Source organism: Bordetella tumbae, assembly GCF_965139195.1.
In the GTDB taxonomy this organism is placed as follows: Bacteria; Pseudomonadota; Gammaproteobacteria; order Burkholderiales; family Burkholderiaceae_B; genus Bordetella_A; species Bordetella_A tumbae.
In genome coordinates, this window is sequence record NZ_CBCSJH010000028.1 from 52,407 (window position 1) to 78,218 (window position 25,812).

General features: G+C 59.8%; 20 protein-coding genes. 9 read left to right on the forward strand and 11 right to left on the reverse strand.

All coding sequences use genetic code 11. The annotated features are described in order from the left end of the window. The first annotated feature begins 224 nt into the window (after positions 1–224). The 3 genes from ACNA0J_RS22335 (at position 225) to ccsB (ending at position 4,484) form a co-directional block, all read left to right on the forward strand. Positions 225–926 carry a c-type cytochrome gene (locus ACNA0J_RS22335; RefSeq protein ID WP_415821064.1) on the forward strand — a complete coding sequence of 234 codons (702 nt, stop codon included), beginning with the start codon at positions 225–227 and terminating at the stop codon, positions 924–926. 121 nt (positions 927–1,047) lie between these two features. Then, a complete protein-coding gene (locus ACNA0J_RS22340; protein WP_415821065.1) occupies positions 1,048–3,135 on the forward strand; it encodes a cytochrome c biogenesis protein ResB in 2,088 nt (695 codons plus the stop codon). 8 nt (positions 3,136–3,143) lie between these two features. Then, on the forward strand, positions 3,144–4,484 hold the full coding sequence (ccsB, locus tag ACNA0J_RS22345) for a c-type cytochrome biogenesis protein CcsB (RefSeq protein WP_415821066.1): 1,341 nt from the start codon (positions 3,144–3,146) through the stop codon (positions 4,482–4,484). A 32-nt stretch (positions 4,485–4,516) separates the two neighbouring features. On the opposite strand, the gene ACNA0J_RS22350 is transcribed toward ccsB, so the two are convergent. The 4 genes from ACNA0J_RS22350 to lptM all read right to left on the reverse strand — a co-directional run bounded on the left by ACNA0J_RS22350 (position 4,517) and on the right by lptM (position 8,883). Then, the gene (locus ACNA0J_RS22350; protein ID WP_415821067.1) at positions 4,517–5,737 is read right to left on the reverse strand and encodes an acetate/propionate family kinase; all 1,221 of its coding nucleotides are present in this window, start codon (positions 5,735–5,737) and stop codon (positions 4,517–4,519) included. Positions 5,738–5,785: 48 nt separating this feature from the next. Beyond that, on the reverse strand, positions 5,786–7,204 hold the full coding sequence (locus tag ACNA0J_RS22355) for a bifunctional enoyl-CoA hydratase/phosphate acetyltransferase (protein ID WP_415821068.1): 1,419 nt from the start codon (positions 7,202–7,204) through the stop codon (positions 5,786–5,788). 198 nt (positions 7,205–7,402) lie between these two features. Then, a complete protein-coding gene (gene lysA / locus ACNA0J_RS22360) occupies positions 7,403–8,695 on the reverse strand; it encodes a diaminopimelate decarboxylase (protein WP_415821069.1) in 1,293 nt (430 codons plus the stop codon). Then, positions 8,692–8,883, reverse strand: coding sequence for an LPS translocon maturation chaperone LptM (gene lptM / locus ACNA0J_RS22365; protein WP_415821081.1), 192 nt, complete (start codon positions 8,881–8,883; stop codon positions 8,692–8,694). The genes lysA and lptM overlap by 4 nt, the downstream gene beginning before the upstream one ends. Positions 8,884–8,923: 40 nt before the next feature. On the opposite strand from lptM, the gene cyaY reads away from it, so the two are divergent. After that, a complete protein-coding gene (cyaY, locus tag ACNA0J_RS22370) occupies positions 8,924–9,253 on the forward strand; it encodes an iron donor protein CyaY (protein WP_415806926.1) in 330 nt (109 codons plus the stop codon). A 36-nt stretch (positions 9,254–9,289) separates the two neighbouring features. Here the strand turns inward: cyaY and ACNA0J_RS22375 are convergent, their stop codons facing one another. Then, the gene (locus tag ACNA0J_RS22375; RefSeq protein ID WP_415821070.1) at positions 9,290–11,749 is read right to left on the reverse strand and encodes a penicillin-binding protein 1A; all 2,460 of its coding nucleotides are present in this window, start codon (positions 11,747–11,749) and stop codon (positions 9,290–9,292) included. Between the two features lie 114 nt (positions 11,750–11,863). Here ACNA0J_RS22375 and ACNA0J_RS22380 point away from each other — a divergent pair, with 114 nt between their 5' ends. From ACNA0J_RS22380 to ACNA0J_RS22390, 3 genes are read left to right on the forward strand one after another with little or no spacing between them, the layout of a single operon-like run. Next, entirely contained in the window at positions 11,864–12,484 is a 621-nt protein-coding gene (locus tag ACNA0J_RS22380) for a shikimate kinase (RefSeq protein WP_415821071.1), read from the forward strand. Beyond that, positions 12,481–13,557, forward strand: a complete 1,077-nt coding sequence (gene aroB / locus ACNA0J_RS22385) for a 3-dehydroquinate synthase (protein WP_415821072.1) — start codon at positions 12,481–12,483, stop codon at positions 13,555–13,557. The genes ACNA0J_RS22380 and aroB overlap by 4 nt, the downstream gene beginning before the upstream one ends. 22 nt (positions 13,558–13,579) lie before the next feature. Further along, entirely contained in the window at positions 13,580–14,704 is a 1,125-nt protein-coding gene (locus tag ACNA0J_RS22390) for a deoxyguanosinetriphosphate triphosphohydrolase (protein ID WP_415821073.1), read from the forward strand. Positions 14,705–14,758: 54 nt separating this feature from the next. Here ACNA0J_RS22390 and uvrA read toward each other — a convergent pair whose 3' ends face one another. After that, positions 14,759–17,611 carry an excinuclease ABC subunit UvrA gene (uvrA, locus tag ACNA0J_RS22395; RefSeq protein ID WP_415821082.1) on the reverse strand — a complete coding sequence of 951 codons (2,853 nt, stop codon included), beginning with the start codon at positions 17,609–17,611 and terminating at the stop codon, positions 14,759–14,761. Positions 17,612–17,681: 70 nt separating this feature from the next. Here uvrA and ACNA0J_RS22400 point away from each other — a divergent pair, with 70 nt between their 5' ends. Continuing rightward, complete coding sequence (locus ACNA0J_RS22400; RefSeq protein WP_415821074.1) at positions 17,682–18,866, forward strand: MFS transporter; 1,185 nt, start codon at positions 17,682–17,684, stop codon at positions 18,864–18,866. Between the two features lie 210 nt (positions 18,867–19,076). On the opposite strand, the gene ACNA0J_RS22405 is transcribed toward ACNA0J_RS22400, so the two are convergent. The 5 genes from ACNA0J_RS22405 to cyoA form a co-directional block, all read right to left on the reverse strand. Then, a complete protein-coding gene (locus ACNA0J_RS22405) occupies positions 19,077–19,862 on the reverse strand; it encodes an SURF1 family protein (protein WP_415821075.1) in 786 nt (261 codons plus the stop codon). Further along, the gene (gene cyoD / locus ACNA0J_RS22410) at positions 19,862–20,269 is read right to left on the reverse strand and encodes a cytochrome o ubiquinol oxidase subunit IV (protein ID WP_415821076.1); all 408 of its coding nucleotides are present in this window, start codon (positions 20,267–20,269) and stop codon (positions 19,862–19,864) included. Before cyoD ends, ACNA0J_RS22405 begins: the two co-directional genes overlap by 1 nt. Then, on the reverse strand, positions 20,266–20,907 hold the full coding sequence (cyoC, locus tag ACNA0J_RS22415; RefSeq protein WP_415821077.1) for a cytochrome o ubiquinol oxidase subunit III: 642 nt from the start codon (positions 20,905–20,907) through the stop codon (positions 20,266–20,268). Before cyoC ends, cyoD begins: the two co-directional genes overlap by 4 nt. After that, positions 20,900–22,903, reverse strand: a complete 2,004-nt coding sequence (gene cyoB, locus ACNA0J_RS22420) for a cytochrome o ubiquinol oxidase subunit I (RefSeq protein WP_415821078.1) — start codon at positions 22,901–22,903, stop codon at positions 20,900–20,902. The genes cyoC and cyoB overlap by 8 nt, the downstream gene beginning before the upstream one ends. A gap of 65 nt (positions 22,904–22,968) precedes the next feature. Beyond that, entirely contained in the window at positions 22,969–24,012 is a 1,044-nt protein-coding gene (cyoA, locus tag ACNA0J_RS22425; RefSeq protein WP_415821079.1) for a ubiquinol oxidase subunit II, read from the reverse strand. Positions 24,013–24,234: 222 nt separating this feature from the next. On the opposite strand from cyoA, the gene ACNA0J_RS22430 reads away from it, so the two are divergent. After that, positions 24,235–25,569 (forward strand): MFS transporter, encoded by a 1,335-nt coding sequence (locus ACNA0J_RS22430; protein ID WP_415821080.1) that lies wholly within the window; start codon positions 24,235–24,237, stop codon positions 25,567–25,569. Positions 25,570–25,812: the final 243 nt, after the last annotated feature.

Here is a 25,812-nt window from a genome sequence, read left to right on the forward strand (position 1 = left end):
CGCCTCGCGAGGGAGCCAAGGAACGGGGTGGTCCAACGTCCCTTGAAAACCCTATTGTATAATCGTGCGTTTGCAGCAGTGGTACCCCCTGCATTAGCCGGGTCTTTCCGCCTGTTAAAAAGATGGAAATTCCGGGGCGGATGTACATTCGGTCCGGCACGGCATGGGGCAGGCATGAGGCGCGTGATGGCGCCTTGATCGCAGTCCGATCGTCGAGGTATTCAATGATGCGTGTGCTGTCCCGGATGTTGCTAGCTAGCGGGCTGATGCTCGGTGTAGTTGTAGTCTGTCCCAGTATTGCCGCAGAGAGCGCGGCAGGACCGGCCAAGCCGGACGCCGCCAAAGGCGCCCAGCTTTATGACCAAGGTGATGCCTCCAGAGGCATCGTTGCCTGTGCGTCCTGTCATGGTCCGGGAGGGAATAGCAGTATTCCTGCTAATCCTAATTTGGCTGCCCATCCTCACGAATATCTGGCGAAACAGCTCGCCGATTTTCAGACCAAACAAGGTGCCGACAAGCCCACGCGTAATGGCGCGGGCGGTAATCCCACACCGATGACCGCGATGGCGCAAAACCTCACACCCGAGGATATGCAAAACGTGGCGCTTTATCTGGCGCAGCAGCCGCTGGCACAGCCGGCGACCGCGGGGTACAAAGATCTGGTCGACCATGGGCAGAAAATTTGGCGCGGTGGTTTGCCGGACCGCAATGTTCCTGCCTGTGCGTCTTGCCACTCTGCGAATGGTGCTGGATTACCAGGGCAATATCCCCGTCTGGCGGGGCAGTTCCCTTCGTATATCGAAGAGCAATTGAAACTTTTCCGTAGTAAAGACCGGGCGAACAACGCAGTGATGAACGACATTGCCGACCGTATGTCGGATGCCGATATCAAAGCGGTGTCGGATTACGCCGCAGGCCTGCGCTAAGCTACGCGCTTGGCCCCATCCTCGCGCGGCCGGTCCGCGCAGCAATACGGGTATCTCTGGAACCAGGTTCCAGAGATACTGTCCATAAGGGGGTAGCCGGTTATGCGGCCCCCTTTTTTTCATGAACTCAAGCACCCAGCCCTCTCGTTATCCCCTTCGCAATCTGCCCCGCGATGTCTTCGAACTGCTCGGTTCGATGCGCTTTGCGGTGAGCCTGTTGATGTTCATCTGTATCGCCAGCCTGCTGGGCACGGTGCTGGCGCAAAATCGTCCATCGAACACGTATATCGACCAATTTGGGCCTTTCTGGTTCGAAGTGTTCGATAAATTCTCGATTTGGCATGTGTATAACAGTTGGTGGTTCTTAACCATCATGGGTTTTCTGGTCGTCTCCACGTCGGTGTGCTTGATCCGCAATACGCCGAAGATGCTGCGCGATGCACGGTCGTTCCGTGAACATGTGCGCGCGAGCAGCCTGCGAGCGTTTCCCCACCGTGTCGAAATCCGTGATGGGGCTGCGGTGGATGAGGCAGCCGGGGGCGTAAAGGGGCTGCTGGCCCAGCAAGGCTATGCAGTGCGCGAGCGCCGGGACGGTGAAGGCGTGATGTTGGCTGCCAAGAAAGGCAGCGCCAATCGTCTCGGATATATCTGCGCCCATTCCGCCATGGTGATTATCTGTATTGGGGGGCTGTTGGACAGCGAGTTAGGGGTGCGTTTGCAGGTGATGCTGGCAGGTAAGCAGCCGATTGTGGAAAACATGCTGATTTCGCAAGTACCAACCAGCGGGCGGCTCTCGGTGGCGAATCCCAGCTTTCGTGCCAGCGTGCTGATTCCCGAAGGCGGACAAGCCAGCACGGCAGTGGTGATGGTGGGGGATGGTGCGCTGGTCCAGCCTTTGCCGTTTACCCTGAAGCTCAAGAAATTCCTGGTGGACTATTACTCTACCGGCATGCCCAGCCGTTTTGCCAGCGAGGTCGAGGTCACCGATCCCGATACGGGCAAGACCTTTGATTCGACCATCGAGGTCAACGAGCCGCTGCGCTACAAGGGGGTGACGGTTTATCAGTCCAGTTTTGATGATGGTGGCAGCACTGTGAAGCTGAAAGGCTACCCTCTGGTGGGGGCTAGCAATGCGCCATTCGAAGTCGATAGCACAGTGGGCAAGGCAGCCGAAATTACCGCCCGTAGCGGTGATGGCAGTGCGCGGGAGATGCAGGTCGATATCACGGCGCTGCGCCCCATCAATGTCGAGGATCTCACCAGAGGTGCGCCGACTGGCAAACCCATGACGCTGGGAGAGCACGTCGCCTCGGTGTCCGGCAGTGCAGCGGGCAAGAAAAACGAGCATCTGCGCAATGTGGGTCCCAGCGTGGAATACCGTTTGATTGACCAGGCGGGACAAGCGCATGAGTTCATGAACTACATGTTGCCGGTCGAGCTGGATGGTGCGGCGGTCTTTTTGGCCGGTGTGCGCAACAACGCCTCGGAAAACTACCGCTATTTACGTATCCCGGCAGATGCGGACAGCTCGCTCGTCGAATTCATGCAGTTACGCGCCGCCTTGGCTGATCCTGCAGCGCGTCGTGAGGCGGCTCGCCGTTTCGCTGAGCGCAATAGCCCATCGCCCGCTGAGCGGTCATCGCTGCAGGCGGCAGCCGAGCGTGCTCTGGATACGTTCTCGAGCGGCGGGTTGCAGGCCATCGCGGGCTTTTTGCAGGCCAACACACCGCAAGCCGATCTGGAACGTGCGGCAGACGTAGTGATCCGCTTGATCGGCGTGTCCATGGCGGAATTGCGCGCCGTGGCCCGTGAGCGCGCGGGCTTGCCGGCGTTGCCCGAAACGGGCCCCGAAGCCGAACAAGCCGCGCAATGGTCGCGCCTGGCCGTGGCTGCATTGTCCGATCTGAATGTGTACCCCGCACCGGTTTTCTTGACACTGAGCGATTTCAAACACGTGCAGGCCAGTGTGTTCCAGGTCAGCCGAACCCCGGGCAAGACCGCCGTCTATATTGGCTGCCTGTTGTTGGTGTTGGGGGTTTTCTCGATGTTTTATATCCGCGACCGGCGTGTGTGGGTGTGGATCAAGCCCGCCGCCGATGGCGCGGGCAGTGATGTCCAGGCCGCCATGACGTCGCAGAAGCGTACACTGGACTTCAATCAGGAGTTCGAACGCTTCAAACAGGCGTTGTTGCGCCGGAACAGGTCTTGAGGTTTTCCATGTCCGTCAGTACTTCTTCCCAATCGGCCGATGCCTTGTGGCAGCCGGCCTTGTCCGCCACCGGAGATGCCCGTGCGCTGCGCGGTAGACCGGACTGGACCGACATTGTTTTCTTTCTGCTGCTGGCGGTCGGGGCTGGCTACGCGCTGACCACCTACGGCAGCGCCATGGATTATTACGAGAAAATCATCCTGTGCGGTACGGTGTTCGCACTGACCTGGCTAGGGTGGCTCTGGCGTCCGTTGCGGCGTTTGATGATCGCCTGTGCGCTCGCGGCCGGATTCGCTTTGCTGCTCTACCAGCAGGATCTGGCGCGTGCCGAGCAGGTGTTTTTCCTGAAATATCTGTTCTCGTCACAATCGGCCATCTTGTGGATGAGCGCCCTGTTCATCCTGGCTACGATTTGCTATTGGATCGGCATTCTCAGCCCGACGGCCGCGTGGTTGGGGACGGCGCTGACGTGGGGCGCGGTGTTTGCAGGCCTGACGGGTTTGCTGGTGCGTTGGCGCGAGGGGCATTTGATGGGGCCCGACCTGGGCCATATCCCGGTGAGCAATCTGTACGAGGTTTTCGTACTGTTTTCACTGATTACCGCGCTGTTTTATCTGTATTACGAACGCAAATACGCGACGCGTGCGTTAGGCGGCTTTGTGTTGTTGGTGATCTCGTCGGCCACCGTATTTTTGCTCTGGTACGCCTTTACGCGTGATGCCGGCCAGATTCAGCCGCTGGTGCCCGCGCTCAAGAGCTGGTGGATGAAATTGCACGTCCCCGCCAACTTTATTGGCTATGGCACGTTTTCGTTGGCGGCTATGGTGGGCTTTGCTTATCTGGTGAAGCAGCACGGTACGACGACATCGTGGGCCAAGCTGGCGCCCTTGTTTGTGTTGGGCGTGTTGTTGTGCGCGGAACCCATGGTGTTTCGCACCGATGGTTTGTCGGCCACCTGGATGATTTATTTCGGCGTGGGCGCCGTGATCGTGGGCGGTATTCTGCTGGGGCGGCGCCGTATTGCACAGGCCTTGCCGTCATTGGAAGTGCTGGACGACATCATGTATCGCGCCATCGCGATCGGTTTTGCGTTCTTTACCGTAGCGACGATTTTGGGGGCGTTGTGGGCCGCGGATGCATGGGGAGCCTACTGGCAGTGGGATCCCAAAGAAACCTGGGCGCTGATCGTGTGGCTGAATTACGCCGCCTGGCTGCATATGCGTTTGATGAAGGGGCTGCGAGGCCATCTCGCGGCGTATTGGGCGCTTGTAGGGCTGTTGATCACCGGTTTTGCGTTCCTGGGTGTGAATATGTTCCTGTCGGGGCTGCATTCCTACGGCGAACTGTAATGCGCGCCAACGTGCGTGCTGGAGGCAGCTCATCAGGAGGTTTGCGCATCCAGGAGCGAGCGGGCGCAATCCGCGGCAATCCATTCTTCGTTGGTCGGTTCCACCGCTACGGTGATCAGGCTGTCGTTGGCGGATATGACTGGTGCATTACCCGCATTGGACTCCTCGTCCAATTTCACGCCTAGAAAAGCGAGGTCGGTGCAGACACGGCGACGCAGATACGCGCTGTGTTCGCCGATGCCGGCAGTAAAGGCCAAGAGATCCAGGCCACCCAATACCGCAACCAATGCACCGATTTCCCGCACGATGCGTCGCACATACAGGTCAAGTGCGATGCGTGCCCGCTCGCCGCGTTCATCGGTATCTTGCTCGTGTTCGATGATGGCGCGCGGATCAGCGGAAATGCCTGACACGCCCAAAAGGCCGGACTGCCGATAGAGGACTTGGCCGACTTCTTCCAGAGACAGCTTTTCGATTTCCATCAAATAGATCACTGCGCCGGGATCGAGCGAGCCCGTGCGGGTGCCCATCATCAGGCCGTCAAGCGCCGAGAATCCCATTGTGGTCGCGATGCTTTGCAGGTCGCGCATGGCGCACAGACTGGCCCCACTGCCCAAGTGCGCCACGATGGTGTGGCCTCGGGCGATATTGCCGTGGCGCTCGGGCAGTGCAGCGGCCATATAGGCGTACGACAGACCATGGAAGCCATAACGGCGCAGACCTCTCTCCCAGGCGGCGTATGGCAACGGCAGCATTTGCTCGACCTTGGGAATCGTGTGATGAAAGCTGGTATCAAAACACGCAACTTGCACAATGTCTGGCCGCTCGCGTAACAGGATCTCGATGGCCTCCAGCGCAAAAGGTTGGTGCAGCGGCGCCAGCGGGACGTAGCTTTTGAGATCGGCCAATACGTGGTGATCGAGGCGAGTCGCTTCAAAATACTTGCTGCCGCCATGAACGACGCGATGCGCCACCGCGACGATCTCCCGCCCATTCAGCCTGGCGACGATCCGCTCGCGGATGACTTGCAGTGCGGCCCGGTAGGGATGCTCCGGATCAAGCGTCACAGGCTCTGGAGCCGATCCTGTTTCCCCGAAATCCGGCTCGGGGCCACCTATCCCTTCCACTTTGCCGTTCCACAAGGGCTTACGCGGCAGGGGGACGGCCTCGGCGTCGAATACCGCGAATTTGATGCTCGATGAGCCGCAGTTCAATGCCAGAATGAGGCGGTGGCGTGTAGCAGGGGAAGGCATGAGGCACGATCTCCAAGAGCGAAGCACTGCAGCTGTGTGAGCAATGGATTACGGAGGCGTTGACCGGTAATGGTGTGCGAGCATTGCCGCGATCGCGCATGAAGCGATGCGTGATTGGCGGGAGTCGGCGCGGCTGGTCAGGATGATCGGCACTCGGGCGCCCAGCACGATGCCGGCGCTATTGGCGCCGCCCAAGTAGATCAATTGCTTGGCCAGCATGTTGCCGCTCTCGAGATCAGGCACGACCAGAATGTCGGCCTGACCGGCGACTGGTGAGGCGATCCCCTTGATATGCGCCGCGGCAATCGAGACGGCGTTGTCGAAGGCCAGAGGGCCATCCAACAGGCCACCGGTGATCTGGCCGCGATCGGCCATTTTGCACAGGGCGGCAGCATCCAGTGTGGCAGGCATGCTGCCGTTGATGGTCTCTACAGCGGCAAGAATCGCTACCTTCGGCTCGGCCACACCGATCACCTGAGCCAACTCGATCGCATTGCGGACGATATCGGCTTTTTCGTTGAGTGTAGGGGCGATATTGATGGCTGCATCAGTCACGATGAAAGGCCGCGGGTAGGCCGGTGTGTGCAGTAGAAAGCAATGGCTGATACGGCGCTTGGTGCGCAGTCCCGCGGCCGACGACACCACAGCTGCCATCAGTTCGTCAGTATGCAAGCTGCCCTTCATCAGGGCCTCGACGTCGCCTTTGCCGGCCAGGGCGGCGGCTTCTGCGGCCGCCGCGTGGCTGTGAGGCACATCGACGATCGTTAATCCGTCCAGGCTCAGTCCTTGTTCGGCAGCTACCGCGGTCAGCTTGGGCCGCGGTCCGACCAGTACAGGATCGATCAGACCGGCATCCCGTGCCTCCAGCGCCGCAGAAAGGCTCACATCGTCGCAGGGATGCACGACGGCGACACGGATTCGTCCGGTACTCGCAACGCGCGCGAGCAGCTTCTGCAGCCCGTCACGTCCATGAGCATCCAAGCGGATCTCCGGTAAAGCGGTGCGGGGGCGCTCGATGTGGTGTTCTGGAGCGCTGACTTCGGCCTCTCCCTCGATCACCGTCGTGCCATGCTGGTTCACGCAGGTGCAAGCCAGTGTGACGCAGTGGGTCGCGGCGTCTTTGGCGATGACGGTTACTTGTACAGTCAGGCGGTCACCCACCCGGATCGGCGCCAGAAACCGCAATGTCTGGCTTCGGTAGACGGTTCCTGGCCCAGGGAGTTGGTTACCCAGGACTGCCGATAGCAGGGATGCCCCCCACATGCCATGCGCGACAATGTCCTGGAACGGCGTGGTTGCGGCAAATTCGGGATCCAGGTGTTGTGGATTGAGGTCGCCGCTCTGCAAAGCGAATAACTGAATGTCTTGCAGCATGAGCACGCGCTCGGTGCAAGCGCTGTCGCCGACTGCAATCTCGTCAAACGTGCGATTGCGCAGCATGGGGATATTGCTGTTCGATGTGCTCATTTTGGGGCCTTCTGCAGCAAGGGACGTTTCAGTCTATCAAAACATCGTTACCGTAAAACCAAAAAAAAAGCCCCCACGCTGCGCCTTCGGCTTGCTGCCCCCCGCGGGGGCGTTTTTTGTTTTGGGACGGCCCGGCAACAAAAAACCCGCCCCATTCATCACGAGGCGGGTTCGGCCGATATATAGGACTATGCGGCGTCAATCAGGCAGCATGGATTCGCCGCGCAGCAGATCGTCCAGCGTTTCGCGTTGGCGCACGACATGGTACTGGTTGCCATCGACCATGATCTCGGCGGCGCGCGCGCGCGTGTTGTAGTTGCTGGCCATGACCATGGCGTAGGCGCCGGCGGACTCCAGCGCCAGCACGTCGCCTGCCTGCAGGGCCAACTGCCGTTGGCGCGCCAACCAGTCTGCGCTCTCGCAGACGGGGCCGACAATATCGTATTCATCGGTCTGGCCGTCGCGCGGCACGACGGGCTGTACGCCATGATAGGCATCGTACAGGGCCGGGCGCAGCAGATCGTTCATGGCAGCATCCACGATCGCGAAATTGCGTGCCGGCGCATGTTTCAGATACTGAACCGTGGTCAAGAGCACACCTGCATTGCCTACCAGTGAACGGCCCGGCTCCAGGACTAGGTGTAGGTGGGCGAGGCCGCGCGCCTGCAGACGCTCGAATACCTGGTCCAGGAGCGCCTTGGGTGAGGGCGGGATTTCGTCGGTATAGCGGATACCCAGGCCACCGCCCAGGTCCAGATGCTTGATGGAAATACCCGCGGCGTCCAATTTCTGAATCAGATCCAGCAGCTTTTCCAGCGCATCAAAATACGGACTGATATCGGTGAGTTGCGAGCCGATATGGCAATCCACCCCTACGACTTCGAGGCCGGGCAGGGCGGCTGCGGTGCGATAGGCGTCCAGCGCCGACTCGATCGCGATGCCAAATTTGTTTTCTTTCAACCCGGTGGAAATATAGGGATGGGTCTGCGCGTCCACGTCAGGATTGACGCGCAGCGATACTCGTGCACGCCGCCCCATGGACTGCGCGACATCCGACAGGCATTGCAATTCGGCTTGCGATTCGACGTTAAAGCATTTGACGTCAGCTTCGAGTGCGGCGCGCATTTCCCAGACCTGTTTGCCCACGCCGGAAAACACGACTTTTGCTGGATCGCCGCCCGCGGCCAGGACGCGCTGCAGCTCGCCGCCCGATACGATGTCAAATCCCGAGCCCAATCGCGCAAATTCTTTCAGGACAGCCAAATTGGAGTTGGCCTTCATGCCGTAGCAGACGAGCACCGGGCGGTCGCCGATGGCGTCGCGGTACGAGCGCCAGGCCTGGCCCAGTGCCGCACGCGAGTACACGTACAGCGGTGTGCCGAATTGGCTGGCCAGAGCGGCCAGCGAGACGTTTTCGGCGTGCAGAACGCCGTCCTGATAGTGGAAATGCGGATGTCCGGCCAAGCCGGACTGCGCTGAAAGGGAAGTCATGGAGGTGAGGTAGCTGGAGAGGTATTGTTTCGCTCGGACGGTTGGGTCTGCGTCTGGGGCGGGGGCGGCGCCTCGTCCTGCGCCGGCTCTGGCGGCAGATAAAGCGGGCCCTTGAAGCCGCAGGCCGCGGTCAGGCTGACTGCGGCGAGCGTGGCTACAATGCGTAAGACCATGCGGCCATGTGCCATGTGGGACACTCGAAACTCCGTAATTCTTGCAGGCTCGATTATGACTGAAACCGAATTCCTTGCGTTGGTTGACCAAGTGCTCAACAGTATCGAAAGTCAGGCAGATGACTGGGCGGCGTCGCAGGATGTCGATATCGAGACCAGCCGCAGCGGTAATGTGCTGACGCTGGTTTTCGAGGACGGCACCCATGTCGTCGTCAATAGCCAGGCGGCGATGCAAGAGATCTGGGTCGCTGCTCGTAGCGGCGGATTTCATTACCGCTACGAGGGTGGAAACTGGATCAACACGCGCGGCGGCCCGCAATTGCCCGACGCCTTGTCCCAGATTTGTTCCGAGGCTGCCGGAATTCCGGTGGCCGTACGCCTGTAATCACAAGAGTACGGCCGGCCAGGATCGTCCCGGACCTCAGAAGGGTATCTTCTCGTTCCAGGGCATGGCCTGCTGGCCGGAGCTCATGTTGGGCGAGACACGGATGCTGTTGTCTCTGCCACCCGTCAGATCGTTCAAGAAATCGCCCAATTGGTCAGACTCCACGGGAGTGGGCTCAGACAAGCCCAGTCGCGCAACGGCCTGACCTGGTGGGAATTCCGAGAAGTAATACTCGCCGCGATCCACGATCAGTCCCTCGGGGCGTTGGCGCGCTTTCTGCTCGGGTACGCCCTTGAGCGCTTCGCTCATGTATTCCACCCAGATAGGCATGGAGATACCACCGCCTGTTTCGCGCGAGCCCAGCGATTTCGGTTGATCGAAGCCCATCCACGCGGTCGCCACCAATGAGGGGGTGTAGCCCGAGAACCAGGCATCGACCGATTCGTTGGTGGTGCCGGTTTTGCCGGCCACATCCGAACGCTTCAGCATGACGCGTGCACGAGCCGCTGTGCCGCTGGTGGCCACGCCGCGCAGCATGTCATCCATGACGAAGGCGGTACGGGGATCAATGGCGCGTGCCCCCTCGTCGCCTGCCACGATGGGCTTGGATTGCATGAGGACTTTGCCGCTGCTGTCGGTCACCCGTTCGATCAGATAGGGCGCGATGCGGTAGCCGCCGTTGGCAAAGACGGCGTAAGCGCCTGCCAGTTGCAGCGGCGTCACCGAGCCTGCGCCCAGCGCCAACGGCAAGACGGCAGGCTGACGTGCCTTGTCAAAGCCAAAGCGCGTCAGGTAGTCCTGTGCGTACTGCGGGCCGATGGCCTGCAGGATACGGATCGACACCATGTTCTTGGATTTATACAGGCCCTGGCGCATCGTCAGCATGGGCTCGTAGGTGTTCCCATAGTTCTTCGGGTTCCAGGGCTTGGAGCCGGTTTGCGACGCGGTCAATTGGAACGGCTGATCAGAAATCTGCGTCGCGGGCGTCAAGCCGCGCTCCAGCGAGGCGGCGTAGACGAAGGGCTTGATATTTGAACCGGGCTGGCGCCACGCCTGCGTGACACGATTGAATTTGCCGCGATAGAAATCAAACCCGCCCACCATGGCGCGAATTGCGCCGTCTTGGGGCGACAACGCCACAAAAGCTGCCTGTACCGCGGGCATATTGATGACTTCCCAGCCATCACCGAATTTGTGGATATACACCACCGAGCCGCGCTTGAGGCGTTTGTCTTCGGGCGCCTTGGCGCTCAGCGACCGTGCCACGACGTTCAGCACCTTTTTGTCGGTGATCGAGATGATCTCGCTGGCACTGCGCATGACCTTGATTTCGGTGGGGCCGGCCGACAGGATGACGCCGGTCAGCAGATCGCCGCTGTCAGGGTATTTTTCGAATGCCGCATCCAGAAAATCATCCAGCGCCTGCGGATCGTTTTCGATACCGTCGGGCATCTGGAGCTGTTCTTCGGGACCCGGATAGACGGCTCGGCGCGTGTATTGCAGGACACCGTCGCGTACGGCGTTATATGCCGCCTCTTGGTCTTTTGAGCTGACCGTCGTGTAGATATTGATCCCGCGCGAATACAGCTCGTCCTGGTACACGCCGTAAAGCAATTGGCGTGCAAGCTCGGCCACATATTCACCGTGGATGGCGTAACCGCCGGCGGGCGTGCCTTCGGCAGCCTTCATCACGATTTGCTGCGACTTGGCCTGCTGGTACTCGGCATCGGTCAGATAGCCCAGCGAATGCATGCGGCCCAATACGTAGTGCTGCCGTATTTCCGAGCGCTTGAAATTGGCGATGGGATTGAAACGCGACGGGGCCTTCGGGATGCCGGCGAGCATGGCTGCCTCGGCTGCCGTCACCTCGGACAGGGGCTTGCCGAAATAAGTGCGCGATGCGGCCGCAAAGCCGTAAGCCCGATGGCCCAGATAGATCTGGTTCATGTAGAGCTCAAGAATTTGATTCTTGGTGAGCTCGGACTCGATCTTGAACGTCAGTAGCAGCTCGTAAAACTTACGCGAGTAAGTCTTTTCCGATGACAGATAGAAATTACGCGCCACCTGCATGGTGATGGTACTGGCGCCCTGCGACTTGGACATGCTGACCAAGTTCGTCAGGCCGGCACGGGCCACGCCCATCCAGTCGATACCGCCGTGTTCGTAAAACCGGTCATCCTCGGCCGCCAGTACGGCGGATTTCATGACGTCGGGAATTTCATCAAAACGCAGCACATTGCGGCGTTCTTCGCCAAATTCGCCGATCAGGACATGATCGTTGGTGTAAATGCGCAGCGGCACGCGTGGCCGGTAGTCGGTCATGGCATGCAGGTCTGGCAGGTTGGGCCATGCCAACGCCAGCGCCATCCCGCCCAGCAGGATGCCGCACAGGGCGATGCCGCCACAGAAGATGCCCAATTTCACGAAAAACCGCAAAATAGGCGATCCGCTTTTTTGGGGAGGGGCTTTTTTGGAGGAGTTTTGCGACTTGCTCATCGCGGCGATTTTACGGGTAACAGTGGCGCCGCTTGATGGCCGTTACTGGGTTTCTGTAACAAATTCGTTCAGTGTGGTAAGCGAGCAACCGGCTGGCAATGGGATAATGCCAGCATGAACGTCCCTGCCAATATAGCATCCGCCGCCAGTGCGGAACCAGCCGAGAGCGTCTGCGCTGCCCCAGAGGCAGGCCCTTTTGCGAGTCTGCCGCACGATCTGCCCATTTTTCTGGTGGGGATGATGGGGGCGGGCAAGACGACCATTGGCCGTGGGCTGGCCCGTGCACTAGGGCGCGAATTCCTCGATCTGGACCACGAGCTCGAGGCACGTTGCGGGGTACGCGTGCCGATCATCTTTGAGATCGAAGGCGAAGACGGGTTTCGCAAGCGCGAAGCCGCGGCGCTGGATCATTGCTCCAGCCGGCGCGGTATTGTCCTGGCCACGGGCGGCGGGGCCATTTTGGCAGCCGATAACCGCCGCATGCTGAGCGAACGCGGCGTAGTCCTGTATTTGCGGGCCAGTCTCGACGAGTTGGTCCGGCGCACCAGCCGCGATCGCAATCGTCCGTTGCTGGCCAATGCCGACCCGCGCGGCACCCTGCGTGATCTGATGGTCAAACGGGCGCCGTTATACGAAGAAGTGGCTGATTTAGTGATCGATACCGGTACAGTGCCGGTATCTCAGTTGGTGAAATCGATACTGCCGTTGCTGCAAGCCTACGAGAAGAATTTATGACTGTTGTTGATGTCGATACCCCGGGTGGACGCTATCCCATTCATATCGGGCCGGGCCGGCTGGACGTGCTGGATCAGTCCATTCCTGCCGATGCCACGGCGATTGCCGTTGTGACCAATCCCACCGTGTCCGCCTTGTATGGCGAACGTGTCGAGGCGGCGTTGGCTCGCACGGGCCGCCGCGTGTTGCGCATCGAGTTGCCGGACGGCGAGGTGCACAAAGACTGGCAGACATTGAATCTGATTTTCGATGCATTGTTGACGCATCGCCTGGATCGCCGTGCCGTGCTGGTAGCTTTGGGCGGCGGCGTGATTGGCGACATGACGGGTTTTGCCGCGGCCGTGTATATGCGTGGGATTCGCTTCCTTCAGGTGCCTACGACCTTGTTGGCGCAAGTCGATTCATCGGTTGGCGGCAAGACCGCGGTCAATCATCCCTTGGGCAAGAACATGATCGGCGCTTTTTATCAGCCGATCGCCGTCGAGATCGACACGGACGTTTTGGCTACCTTGCCTGCGCGCGAGGTATCGGCGGGCTTGGCCGAGGTCATCAAATACGGCTTGATTCTGGATGCAGAGTTTTGGCGCTGGTGCGAAGACAACGTGGCCGCCCTGCGTGCTCTGGATCCGGCGGCGTTGGCTTATGCGATTCGCCGCTCGTGCGAGCTAAAGGCGCTCGTTGTCGGCAAGGACGAACGCGAATCCGGTCTGCGTGCCATTCTGAATCTGGGCCATACCTTTGGTCATGCCATCGAGTCCGGTCTGGGATATGGTGAATGGCTGCACGGCGAAGCCGTGGGTTGCGGCATGGTGCAGGCGGCCGAGTTGTCGGCCGAGGTGGCCGGTTTCCCGCAGGCGGACGTGGCGCGTGTGCGAGACCTGGTGCAGGCCATCGGCTGCCCTGTCGTGGCGCCCGATCTGGGGGCCGACCGATGGCTCGCACTGATGCAGGTCGACAAAAAGACCGAGGGCGGCGAGATACGCTTTGTGCTGATGCCTGGTATTGGCCAAGCCATCACGCGGACGGCGCCGCTGGAGGCCGTGCACCGCGTACTGGCTCGCACCGTCCAGTAAATCACCAGGGAGGATGCTCACGATGACCGAATTGGCCCGCTACGCATCTGACCCTTTGACAACGCGGGGGCGGCGACACGCCGAGCCGCCGCCGCAGAATCGGACTGAGTTCCAACGCGATCGCGATCGCATCATTCATTGCACGGCCTTTCGTCGTCTCGAATACAAGACGCAGGTCTTTGTGAATCACGAGGGCGATCTTTTTCGGACTCGTCTCACGCATAGCCTGGAAGTCGCGCAGATTGCACGTACGCTGGCGCGCAGCTTGGGGCTTTCCGAGGATTTGACCGAAGCGATTGCGTTGGCGCATGACTTGGGCCATACGCCATTCGGCCACGCCGGGCAGGATGAGTTGAATGCCTGCATGCGTGAACTGGCGCCGCAGGCGGGCGGCTTTGAACACAATCTGCAGAGCCTGCGCGTGGTTGACGAGCTCGAGGAGCGTTACGCCGACTTCAGTGGCCTGAATCTCTGCTTCGAAACGCGCGAAGGCATTTTGAAGCATTGTTCTGTGGTGCACGCCCGCCAATTAGGCGATGTGGGCGAACGGTTTCTGAATCGTACTCAGCCGTCGCTGGAAGCGCAGTTGGCGAACTTGGCCGATGAGATTGCTTACAACAATCACGACATCGATGATGGTTTGCGCTCGGGTCTGATCACGATCGAACAAATGCAAGACGTGACTATCTTTGCACGTCATCATCGAGAGGTGCTCGAACGTTATCCGCAGTTGGCATCGCGCCGTGCCATTGCCGAGACGGTGCGTCGCATGATCAATACGCTGATTGTCGATTTGACGGCGACCTCATTGGCCCGCATTGCCGACACGGCCCCAATCGATAGCGATGCGGTGCGTCGATCGCCGCCCTTGGCGGGATTTTCCGATGAGGTACGCCGCGAGGCCGACGAACTCAAGCGCTTTCTATTCGACAATCTGTATCGTCACTATCGCGTGATGCGCATGACCACAAAAGCGCGCCGCATCGTTCGAGAGCTATTCGAGGCGTTTTTGTCCGACCCGCGTTTGCTGCCGCCCGATCATCGGCGAGACGAACCACAGCAGGCACGCGCTATCGCAGACTACATTGCCGGCATGACGGACCGCTATGCGATCCGCGAGCACCGGCGTTTGTTTGACATGCGTTGATCGGCCAGAGCGTGGTCGATGTCCGCATAGAACATCGGCCACCCCGTGCCGGAATTACTTGCCACGTTGCAGGACTCGTCCGAGATAGTGTCCGGTATGGCTCTTCGGATTCGCCGCAACGTCTTCCGGTGTGCCGGTGGCGACAACCATGCCACCGCCATCGCCTCCTTCGGGGCCCATGTCGACCAGCCAATCGGCCGTTTTGATCACGTCCAGATTGTGTTCGATGATCAGCACGGTGTTGCCGCTGTCCACCAATTGATTCAACACTTGCAGCAGCATTTCGATATCGCGGAAATGCAGGCCGGTGGTGGGTTCGTCCAGGATATAAAGCGTGCGTCCCGTGCTGCGGCGAGACAGTTCCAGTGACAGTTTGACCCGTTGGGCTTCACCGCCCGACAGCGTTGTCGCGCTTTGTCCCAGGCGGATGTATGACAGTCCCACGTCCATCAGCGTGTGGAGTTTGCGGGCAATCGCGGGCACGGATTCAAAGTATTCCAGCGCCTGAGCGACCGTCAGATCCAGGACCTCGCTGATATTGCGGCCCCGGTAGCGGATCTCCAGTGTTTCGCGGTTATAGCGTTTGCCATGACACACATCGCACGGCACATACATGTCCGGCAGAAAGTGCATTTCGACCTTGACCACGCCGTCGCCCTGGCAAGCTTCGCACCGCCCGCCCTTGACGTTAAAGCTGAATCGTCCGGGATCGTAGCCGCGTGTGCGCGCCTCGGGTACGCCTGCGAACAATTCGCGGATTGGCGTGAACAGCCCCGTATACGTGGCAGGATTGCTGCGAGGCGTGCGGCCGATGGGGCTTTGATCGACGCTGATGATCTTGTCGAAATGCTCCAGGCCGGTGAGCGAGACATAGGGTGCGGGTTCGCTTTGCGCGTGATGTAATTGGCGCGACACCGCCACTGCCAGTGTGTCATTGACCACGGTGGACTTGCCGGACCCTGATACACCCGTCACGCAAACCAGGCGGCCCGCAGGAATACGCAAATCGACGGTCTTGAGATTGTTGCCGCTGGCACCTTCCAGCACTAGCCATGGCTGCTCATCGTTGACCGGACGCCGTTTGGGAATGTCGATCGCGCGTGTGCCGCTCAGATATTGGCCGGTAAGCGAGGCAGGGTCTGCCTGGACTGCTTCGGGCGTACCCTGCGCCACCACTTGGCCGCCATGTTCACCTGCGCCCGGGCCCATATCCACAACCCAGTCGGCCAGGCGGATCATGTCCTCGTCGTGCTCGACCACGATGACGCTATTACCCAGGTCGCGCAAGTGCTGCAGTGTACCGATCAGACGATCGTTATCGCGCTGATGCAGACCGATAGAGGGCTCGTCGAGCACATACATCACCCCGGTCAAACCCGAGCCGATCTGGCTGGCCAGACGGATACGCTGCGCCTCGCCGCCAGAGATCGTATCGGCGCTGCGGTCTAGCGACAGATAATTCAACCCCACGTTGTTCAGAAAGCTCAGCCGGGCCTCGATCTCGCGCACAATGCGCTGCGCGATTTCCTGTTTGGCGCCCGTCAATGTCAGCGCGCGGAACCACGCCAGGCAATCCGATAGCGGCATCGCCTCGACTTCGTATATCGCCTGGCCGTGGCGTTCGCCTCCTCGCGGATCGGTGCCGATCAGCACGTGGCGCGCCTCGGCGCGCAACCGCGAGCCGCCGCAATCGGGGCAGGTTTTGATATTGCGATATTTGCCGAGTTCCTCGCGCACCGTGGGCGAGTCGGTTTCGAGCCAACGGCGTTCGAGGTTGGGGATGATGCCTTCGAACGCGTGCCGCTTGACCGTGCTGCGGCCTTTTTCATTCAGGTAGAGAAAGGCGATTTCTTCTTCGCCCGAGCCGTACAGGACCTTGTGGCGCACGTCCTCCGGCAGTTCTTCGAAAGGCGTCTCAATGTCGAACTCAAAATGCGCCGCCAGGCTGGTCAATAGTGAATGCGTAAAGGCATTGCGGCGGTCCCAGCCGCGCACCGCACCCGCCGCGAGGCTGAGCTCCGGAAATGCCACCACGCGCTTGGGGTCAAAAAAGCCGACCTGCCCAATCCCGTCACAGGAAGGGCAGGCGCCCATCGGATTGTTGAAACTGAACAGGCGCGGCTCTAGTTCAGGCAGGCTGTGGCTGCATACGGGACAGGCATAGCGGCTGGAAAACACCTGTTCACGGCCGCTGTCCATATCCAGTGCCACCGTGCGGCCGTCGGCCAGCTGCATGGCGGTTTCGAAGCTTTCCGCCAGCCGCTGTTTGCTTTCGGGCCGGATGCGCAGCCGATCGATCACCACATCGATGTCGTGTTTCTCGTTTTTCTTCAGCGGGGCCATCTCGCTGATTTCCTGCATTTGTCCGTCCACGCGCAGCCGCACATAGCCTTGGGCCTGCAAGCTGGCGCATTCGTCCTCGAAGCTGCCCTTGCGTGCCCGGGCGATGGGGGCCAGGACAGCCAGACGCGTTTCATCGGGCCAGGCCAGGACGGCATCCACCATTTGGCTCACACTCTGCGCCTGCAAAGGCAGGCCGTGATCCGGGCAATACGGGGTACCCACCCGCGCATAGAGCAGGCGCAGGTAGTCGTGAATCTCGGTAATGGTGCCGACGGTCGAGCGGGGGTTATGGCCGGCGGCTTTCTGCTCGATGGAAATCGCCGGGGACAGGCCCTCGATCAGATCGACATCGGGTTTATCCATCAACTGCAGAAACTGCCGGGCATAGGCTGACAGGCTCTCCACGTAGCGGCGTTGCCCCTCGGCGTACAAGGTGTCAAAGGCCAACGATGATTTGCCCGAGCCGGACAGGCCCGTGACCACCACCAGCTTGTGGCGAGGCAAGTCCAGCGAGACGTTTTTGAGGTTGTGGGTGCGAGCACCCCGGATGCGTATCGCGTTCATCGGCAGATTCAGCAGTTTCAAAGGCCAACTTGGTACTATAGCGCGCTGAGGCTTTTTCCATCCCTGTTGCATGCCGGCCGAACCCAAACTGAAGTTGACCCCGTCTGAAAGACGCGCCAGCGTGGCGCTCGCTGGCCTGTTCGCGTGCCGGATGCTGGGCCTGTTCCTATTGCTGCCGGTATTCGCTGTCGCGGCCCGCGGCTTGCCGGGGGGCGACGACCCCATGAAAGTAGGGCTGGCACTGGGCATGTACGGGCTGACCCAGGCGTTCATGCAGATTCCCTTTGGCCTGGCGTCCGACCGTTGGGGACGGCGTCCCGTCGTGATCGCCGGCCTGGTGCTGTTCATCATCGGCAGTATCGTGTGCGCCCAGGCGCAGGACGTGTTCTGGATCACCATAGGCCGTGCCATTCAGGGCGCCGGCGCCATTTCCGCCGCCGTTACCGCCTGGCTGGCCGATGCGACACGCGATGAGGTGCGTACGCGCGCCATGGCTATGGTGGGCGGCTCTATCGGGCTGTCGTTTGCCGTGTCGCTGGTGCTCTCGCCCTTGCTGGTAGGGTGGTGGGGCTTGTCCGGCTTGTTCTGGACGATCGCCTGTCTGGGCGTGGCCAGCCTGGCCGTTGCGCGCTGGGTCGTGCCGGTTGTCCCTCGGACTGACGCGCGCAGCATGAATAATGCCGGCCCGCATGCGGTCCTGGCCCATACCGATTTGCTGCGCCTGAATTTTGGCGTGTTTGTCCTGCACTGTACGCAAGTCGCGCTCTTTGTCGTGGTGCCCGCCTTGTTGGCGCATACCGGGGGGCTGGACGCGCAAGCACTATGGAAGGTCTATCTTCCCATCATCGTGGTGTCATTCATTCTGATGGTGCCCGTGATCTTTATCGCTGAACGCCGCCGGGCGCACCGGGGCGCGCTGCGCGCTGCCGTAGCCGGGTTGATTGTGGTGTGCGCGCTGCTGCCCATGGCCAGTCAGGGTTTTTATACCCTGGCGCTCGTGATGACGGCCTTTTTCGTGGCGTTCAACGTGCTGGAGGCCTTGCAGCCGTCCTTGGTGTCGCGCGTGGCACCTGCCCAGTACAAGGGTCTGGCGCTCGGGTTTTACAACACCGCCCAGGCCGCTGGCCTGTTTTGCGGTGGTGCGCTGGGCGGATGGCTGGCCGCGAATGTGGGCACGAATGCCGTATTCCTGGGGGCGGCAGGCCTGTCGGTGCTATGGTTGGCCGTGACGTGGGCATTAAAGCCGTTGCCCTGAGGCGGACGCCGGCAGAGCGTGCGGGGACCATGTACGCCTCTGAGCATGGCTGTTGATCGATGGCAGCCGCTATGGGCGGGCGTCTTTTTTAGCCTAGGGCTGTTCGGTTGCACGGCGCCATTGCAGTAGGCTGCGCTTAGCCCACTGTTGAGCGGCCCGCTGAGATGCTCCCGACGGGAAATTAGCGCTTGAAGTCGCGCCCGGACACGCCTAGGACGGTATGCCTTTGCGCCGGCGTTTTTCCTCGCGCACCACAATCCAGACTCCTACCAGCAGCATCGCGGCCAGGGCATACCACGTAATGGCATAGCTCAGGTGGCTGTTGGCAAACGTGAGCACAGTCAATCCGCCCACGGGCGCACGCGCGGGATCCCGATTATTGCCATTGCTGGCGGCATCCGCATCAATGAAATACGGGGCGACATTGGTCAACTGGCGCGCCGTTGCAATGGCCTGCAGGTCACGCGTGTACCAGCGATCGGCAGCCGGGTCATTAGTCCGCAAAAAGGCCTCGCCGGACTCCCCCATACGCAACAGGCCCGTGACCTGCACCGGTTCTGCGGGGGCGGTCTCCGCAGGCGGGTTTTTGCGCCATTCGGGCAAAACAAAGCCGCGGTTGATCAAAATCGTGCTGCCGTCGGCCAGACGCAGAGGGGTCATGACCCAGTAGCCGCCGCCCAGGTCAGTGACCGCCTGGACCAGAATCTGCCGATCAAACTCATACTGACCGGCCACTGTGACGTGACGGTACTCCGCATTGTCATAGGTCAAGGCCGGCCATTCGGCCTCGGGCGGGGCAGGCACGGCAGGCAAGTGTACGCGCGCGTTGACACTGGCGATGAGGGCTTCTTTCCAGGCAAGACGATGGACTTGCCACGTGCCCAGTGCACACAGCGCGGCAAAAATGGCGAGCGCAATCACCCCGAATACGATCAGGGTGAGGGTACTGCGGGGACGAGGAGCGGGGGATTGGGTTTCTACTTTTCCTGGAGTCATCAGGGCATATTTCGCATGTCGTGAACGGACATGGGCATCATATTCGAATCCAGGTGATACATGATCCAGATCGACCCGCTAAGCGTGATGACAACGAGTACCAGGGTAAAGATGAATGCCAACATATTCCAGCCGCTTTCGGCCTTGGTATCCAGGTGCAGAAAATAGACGATATGCACCACGATCTGCACCACGGCAAAGGCCATCAGCACCAAGGCCGTGACGCGCGAGGATTCCAGCACCTTGCCCATCACCAGCCAGAATGGAATGGCCGTCAGGATGGCGGCCAGGACAAAGCCCGTGACGTAACTTTTGAAGGTACCGTGGCCGACGTCTTCGTCCTCGTCGTGGTGGCCATGTCCATGATCGGAGCCGTGGTGCGGCAGATGATCGGTATGCGCGGTCATGGCAGCACTCCTATCAGATAGACAAAGGTAAACACACCGACCCAGATCAGATCCAGGAAATGCCAGAACAGCGACAGGCACATCAGGCGGCGACGGTTTTCAGGAATGAGGCCATGCTTTTTCACCTGGACCATCAGCGTCACCAGCCACACGATACCGAAGGTCACGTGCAGCCCGTGCGTGCCGACCAGCGTAAAGAACGATGACAGGAAAGCGCTGCGTTGCGGACCCGCGCCATGTTCGATCAGGTGCACGAACTCGTACATTTCCAGCGATAAAAAGCCCAGGCCGAGGATTCCTGTGATGCCCAACCATAACTGCACCATGCCCACTCGTTTATTGCGCATCTCCAGCATGGCAAAGCCATACGTGATGGACGATAGCAACAGCAGCGAGGTGTTGACTGCGACCAGCGGCAGATCGAACAGATCCGCGCCTGATGGGCCTGCCGCGTAGTTGCGGCCCAATACGCCATACGTGGCAAACAGGCAGGCAAAGATGAGGCAGTCGCTCATCAGGTACACCCAGAACCCCAGCAGGGTGCCGTTCTTCGGGTGGTGTTCGACCGGGACGTAGAACACGGGCTCGGATGGCGGCGCGGCGCTGCCAGTCAGGGGAGGGGCCAAGGTATCAGACATGTTGTTCCAGCAACCGGGTGCGCGCGGCTTCGGTCTGCACGACGTCTTGCGCCGGCACGTAGTAGTCGCGCTTGTAGTTGAAGGTATGGATGATCGCCACCACGATCAGGGCCGCAAACGACAGGATCGCCAACGGCCACATGTGCCAGATCAGCGCAAATCCCATTACTACGCTGATGCCCGCCAGCACAATGCCGGCCCACGTGTTTTTAGGCATATGGATGGGAATAAAGCCCTGTTGCGGCCGTTGATAGCCATGCTGTTTCATTTGCGCCCAGGCGTCTTGATCGTGGACACGAGGCGTAAAGGCAAAGTTGTAGCTTGGCGGCGGCGATGATGTGGACCATTCCAGCGTACGGCCGTCCCAGGGGTCGCCCGTGAAATCGCGCAACGATTCCCGGCGCCGGTAGCTCACGACAAGTTGAATCAAGAAACTGGCGATCCCCAGTGCAATCAGGAATGCACCGAATGCAGCGACCTGGAACCATATCTGCAACGACCCATCGTCGAAATGATTCACGCGGCGTGTGACGCCCATCAAGCCCAACGCATAGAGTGGCATGAAGGCGATATAGAAACCGACCAGCCAGAACCAGAACGAACACTTGCCCCAGAACGGATCCAGTTTGTAGCCAAAGGCCTTGGGGAACCAGTACGTGATACCGGCCATCAGGCCGAACAACACCCCGCCGATGATGACGTTATGGAAGTGCGCGATCAGGAACAGACTATTGTGCAGTACGAAATCGGCGGGCGGCACCGCCAGCAGCACGCCTGTCATGCCCCCGATGACAAAGGTGACCATGAAGCCCATCGTCCACAGCATGGGGACTTCGAATCGGATGCGCCCACGGTACATCGTGAACAGCCAGTTGAAAATCTTGGCACCCGTCGGGATCGAGATGATCATCGTCGTGATCCCGAAAAACGAATTGACGCTGGCCCCTGACCCCATGGTGAAGAAATGGTGCAGCCAGACCAGATAAGACAACACCGTGATGACGACCGTGGCATACACCATGGATGCATAACCGAACAAGCGTTTGCGGCAGAACGTCGCCACGACCTCGGAGAAAATGCCAAAGGCGGGCAGGATCAGGATGTAGACCTCCGGGTGGCCCCAGATCCAGATCAGGTTCACATACATCATCGCGTTGCCGCCGAAGTCTGCTGTGAAAAAATTGGTGCCCACATAGCGGTCCATCGTCAGGAGCGCCAACACGGCCGTCAAGACCGGAAAGGCCGCCACGATCAGGACGTTGGTGCACAGTGCAGTCCACGTAAAGATCGGCATGCGCATCATCGTCATGCCCGGCGCACGCATTTTGACGATGGTGACCAGCAAATTGACGCCCGACAGCAGTGTGCCTACCCCCGCTATCTGTAATGCCCAGATGTAGTAATCGACCCCCACATCCGGACTATGCGCAATCCCTGACAAGGGTGGATACGCCAGCCATCCCGTCTTGGCGAATTCACCGACAAACAGCGACAGCATGACCAGTATCACGCCGCCCGTGGTCATCCAGAAACTGAAGTTGTTCAAGAAGGGAAATGCGACATCGCGCGCACCGATCTGCAAGGGCACGATGTAATTCATCAGCCCGGTGACCAAGGGCATGGCCACAAAGAAAATCATGATCACGCCGTGCGCGGTGAAGATCTGGTCATAGTGATGGGGCGGCAAATACCCGGCGGAGTCGCCGAACGCGATGGCCTGCTGCGCCCGCATCATGATGGCATCGGAAAATCCACGCAGCAGCATGATGATGCCCAGGATCATGTACATGATCCCGATTTTCTTGTGGTCGATGCTGGTGAACCACTCGCGCCAGAGATAACCCCATTTGCCGAAATACGTGATGCCGCCCAGCACCGCGATGCCGCCGATGGCGACGACGATAAAGGTCACGAGCAGGATAGGCTCGTGATACGGAATGGATTCCCAGGTCAGTCGACCGAAGATCAGGCGGGTAAGGTCTGTTTGATCTGTCATCTCGATCTCAGGCTAAAGACCATCAATTCACGACACTGTCAGCACATGCCCGACAGCTCGCCCCATCAGAGCAGTAATTGCGCCGGCGACGTACACATTGAGCCCACGTATTGACGCGGGGGCGTTTGCGTCAGGCCGAGGCGCTCGCGCACGGCAGGATCCAGGCTTGTCACGTTGTAGACACCGGGGATGCCCAAGCCGCCTTGAGCGTCAATGGCCATGACTTCTCTCATGCACATGCGATTGGGTTCTACGCAGCGGTTGACGATCGCGTCAAACAGGCCCGGCGCGACGCTCGCGTAGCGAGTCACCGGATTGCGCTCGCTAGGCTGCTCCAGTTGCAGATAGGTTTCGCGACTGAGCGTGCTGCCCGCAGCTCGTGCGTCCGCCACCCATTTGTCGAATCCGGCCTGATCGACGCCATGGAATGCAAATCGCATGCCGGAGAACCCCGCGCCGCTGTAATTCGCGGACAGGCCTTCGTATGTGCCGGGGTGATTGATCACTGCATGCAGGGTAGTCTGCATACCCGGCATGGCATAGATCTGGCCCGCCAAGGCTGGCACAAAGAAGGAGTTCATGACCGACGACGATGTGATCTTGAACTGGATGGGGCGGTCAACGGGCGCAGTCATTTCGTTGACCGTGGCGATGCCTTGCTCTGGATAGAGGAACAGCCATTTCCAGTCCAGTGCGACGACTTCCACCACCAGGGGCTTTGTGTCCGGCGGAACCGTCCGGCCCTCCGATAACCTGACCAACGGGCGATAGGGGTCGAGCTGATGCGTACTGACCCAGGTCACTGCGCCCAGCGCGATGATGATGAGCAGTGGTGCCGCCCAGATGAGCAGCTCGAGCACGGTGGAGTGATTCCACTCGGGATCGTAATGCGCAGTCTTGTTGGTTTCTCGATAGCGCCACGCGAATAAAAATGTCAGCGCGATGACCGGTACGATGATCAACAGCATCAGTACGGTCGAGATGATGATCAGATTACGCTGCTGCAGAGCAATATCGCCGGAGGGCGATAGCAGTACCGCGTTGCACCCGCCCAGCAAGGGCACAAGGGCAAACAAAATAAATCCGCGGAGCCTTGGGAAAGACGGCATGGCCAAACCCCGAAACGTAACCGTGGGAAGTAAGCGCAACACTACGCTGGATATCGAGAAAAATCTAGCGTTCGGCGCGTTTCTGTCTGTGAATCGACGTGTATGACACACAGAGCCGTACCAAGACGCTTGCAGCCGTCCCGGACATGAGCGTACCCTACTAGCGTATGTCGCAAGATCGTAGACAAGGTGTACCCAGCCCTTCTTTTTGCGAGCTAGCTCATGTCGACCACTACGCAATATCCTGGTCATATTCCCCCTGCGCCTGGCGCGCCCTTGCCTAGCGGACAGGGGAGTCATGCCAAGGTCGCGCCCAGCGAAATCGCGGTGGGCGTCGTGGTGGGCAGAGCCTCCGAGTATTTCGATTTCTTTGTTTTTGGCATTGCCTGCGTACTGGTTTTCCCCAGGGTATTTTTCCCTTTTGAGGGGCCGCTTCAGGGCACGATTTGGTCGTTTGTGATCTTTTCGTTCGCCTTCATCATGCGCCCCGTCGGCACCGTCGTGTCGATGGCGATCCAGCGATACTGGGGGCGTGCTACCAAGCTGACCGTGGCGCTGTTCGTGCTGGGCACGGCAACCGTAGGCATGGCGTTTTTGCCCAGCTACGAAGTGATCGGGCCGTATGCCATCGTGTTGCTGGCCATCTTTCGCTGTATGCAGGGCTTGGCATTTGGCGGATCATGGGATGGGCTGCCCTCGCTGCTGGCACTCAATGCACCCTCCAATCGCCGCGGCTGGTATGCGATGATGGGACAGCTGGGTGCGCCTGTGGGCTTCATGGTCGCCAGCGCCCTGTTTCTCTTTTTGCATGTCACCCTGACCGAGGCAGATTTTCTAGCCTGGGGCTGGCGCTATCCGTTCTTTGTGGCGTTCGCGATCAACGTCGTGGCGCTCTTTGCGCGTCTGCGCCTGGTGGTCACAGAGGAATATACGCAGCTGCTCGAAGAAGGCGAGCTCGAGCCCATCCCGGTAGGCGAGATGGTCCGGGAGCAGGGCTACAACATGTTCATTGGCGCTTTTGCCGCGCTGGCCAGCTATGCGCTGTTCCACTTGGTGACGGTGTTTCCGTTGTCGTGGATCGCAATTCGCGAGTCGCAAGAAATTCCCCAGGTGTTGATCGTACAAATCATTGGCGCCGTACTGTGTATCGTGGGCGTTATCGCTTCGGGCATGGTGGCCGATCGCATTGGACGCCGTACTACGTTGGGTTTGCTGGCGGTATTGATCAGCATTTATGCGTTGTTCACGCCGTGGTTATTGGGTGGTGGGCCCAGCGCACAGAACGCGTTCATTCTGATCGGTTTTGTGCTGTTGGGTTTGTCTTATGGCCAGGCCTCGGGCACCGTGACGGCCAACTTCATTCGGCGTTATCGCTACACGGGCGCGGCTCTGACCACGGACATGGCGTGGCTGATCGGCGCGGCTTTTGCACCACTGGTCGCATTGGGATTGTCGGCACGGTTTGGATTGGTAGCCGTGAGTGTTTATCTGCTGTCGGGCACGGTGTGTACCTTGCTGGCACTGCGCATTAACAAAGTCCTCGAAACACGCGACTGATGCGTTGCTGATCAGCGCTTGTCGTTCTCTTTTTATCGCTGTTGGTGTTGTGGGCGTTTGCTGCTCTTGATTGTCTCTCTGAAGGCGTCCCTGCCGCGTGCCTGGGCGTGGCGCCGGGCCTATCGCACGGACTCGGCCCATGAGCTGTCCTGGTCTAATGTAAGTGGACACGTAGATAGGGTCATTGACCCTAGCCAGGAACACTTACGACTATGAAACCACCCCGCCCCCGTAGAGATTTTG

Bases quoted from the DNA above. Each gene is read 5' to 3' on its own strand.
- ACNA0J_RS22335 (WP_415821064.1), top strand. From the start codon at position 225: ATGATGCGTGTGCTGTCCCGGATGTTGCTAGCTAGCGGGCTGATGCTC.
- ACNA0J_RS22340 (WP_415821065.1), top strand. From the start codon at position 1,048: ATGAACTCAAGCACCCAGCCCTCTCGTTATCCCCTTCGCAATCTGCCC.
- ccsB (WP_415821066.1), top strand. From the start codon at position 3,144: ATGTCCGTCAGTACTTCTTCCCAATCGGCCGATGCCTTGTGGCAGCCG.
- ACNA0J_RS22350 (WP_415821067.1), bottom strand. From the start codon at position 5,737: ATGCCTTCCCCTGCTACACGCCACCGCCTCATTCTGGCATTGAACTGC.
- ACNA0J_RS22355 (WP_415821068.1), bottom strand. From the start codon at position 7,204: ATGAGCACATCGAACAGCAATATCCCCATGCTGCGCAATCGCACGTTT.
- lysA (WP_415821069.1), bottom strand. From the start codon at position 8,695: ATGACTTCCCTTTCAGCGCAGTCCGGCTTGGCCGGACATCCGCATTTC.
- lptM (WP_415821081.1), bottom strand. From the start codon at position 8,883: ATGGCACATGGCCGCATGGTCTTACGCATTGTAGCCACGCTCGCCGCA.
- cyaY (WP_415806926.1), top strand. From the start codon at position 8,924: ATGACTGAAACCGAATTCCTTGCGTTGGTTGACCAAGTGCTCAACAGT.
- ACNA0J_RS22375 (WP_415821070.1), bottom strand. From the start codon at position 11,749: ATGAGCAAGTCGCAAAACTCCTCCAAAAAAGCCCCTCCCCAAAAAAGC.
- ACNA0J_RS22380 (WP_415821071.1), top strand. From the start codon at position 11,864: ATGAACGTCCCTGCCAATATAGCATCCGCCGCCAGTGCGGAACCAGCC.
- aroB (WP_415821072.1), top strand. From the start codon at position 12,481: ATGACTGTTGTTGATGTCGATACCCCGGGTGGACGCTATCCCATTCAT.
- ACNA0J_RS22390 (WP_415821073.1), top strand. From the start codon at position 13,580: ATGACCGAATTGGCCCGCTACGCATCTGACCCTTTGACAACGCGGGGG.
- uvrA (WP_415821082.1), bottom strand. From the start codon at position 17,611: ATGAACGCGATACGCATCCGGGGTGCTCGCACCCACAACCTCAAAAAC.
- ACNA0J_RS22400 (WP_415821074.1), top strand. From the start codon at position 17,682: ATGCCGGCCGAACCCAAACTGAAGTTGACCCCGTCTGAAAGACGCGCC.
- ACNA0J_RS22405 (WP_415821075.1), bottom strand. From the start codon at position 19,862: ATGACTCCAGGAAAAGTAGAAACCCAATCCCCCGCTCCTCGTCCCCGC.
- cyoD (WP_415821076.1), bottom strand. From the start codon at position 20,269: ATGACCGCGCATACCGATCATCTGCCGCACCACGGCTCCGATCATGGA.
- cyoC (WP_415821077.1), bottom strand. From the start codon at position 20,907: ATGTCTGATACCTTGGCCCCTCCCCTGACTGGCAGCGCCGCGCCGCCA.
- cyoB (WP_415821078.1), bottom strand. From the start codon at position 22,903: ATGACAGATCAAACAGACCTTACCCGCCTGATCTTCGGTCGACTGACC.
- cyoA (WP_415821079.1), bottom strand. From the start codon at position 24,012: ATGCCGTCTTTCCCAAGGCTCCGCGGATTTATTTTGTTTGCCCTTGTG.
- ACNA0J_RS22430 (WP_415821080.1), top strand. From the start codon at position 24,235: ATGTCGACCACTACGCAATATCCTGGTCATATTCCCCCTGCGCCTGGC.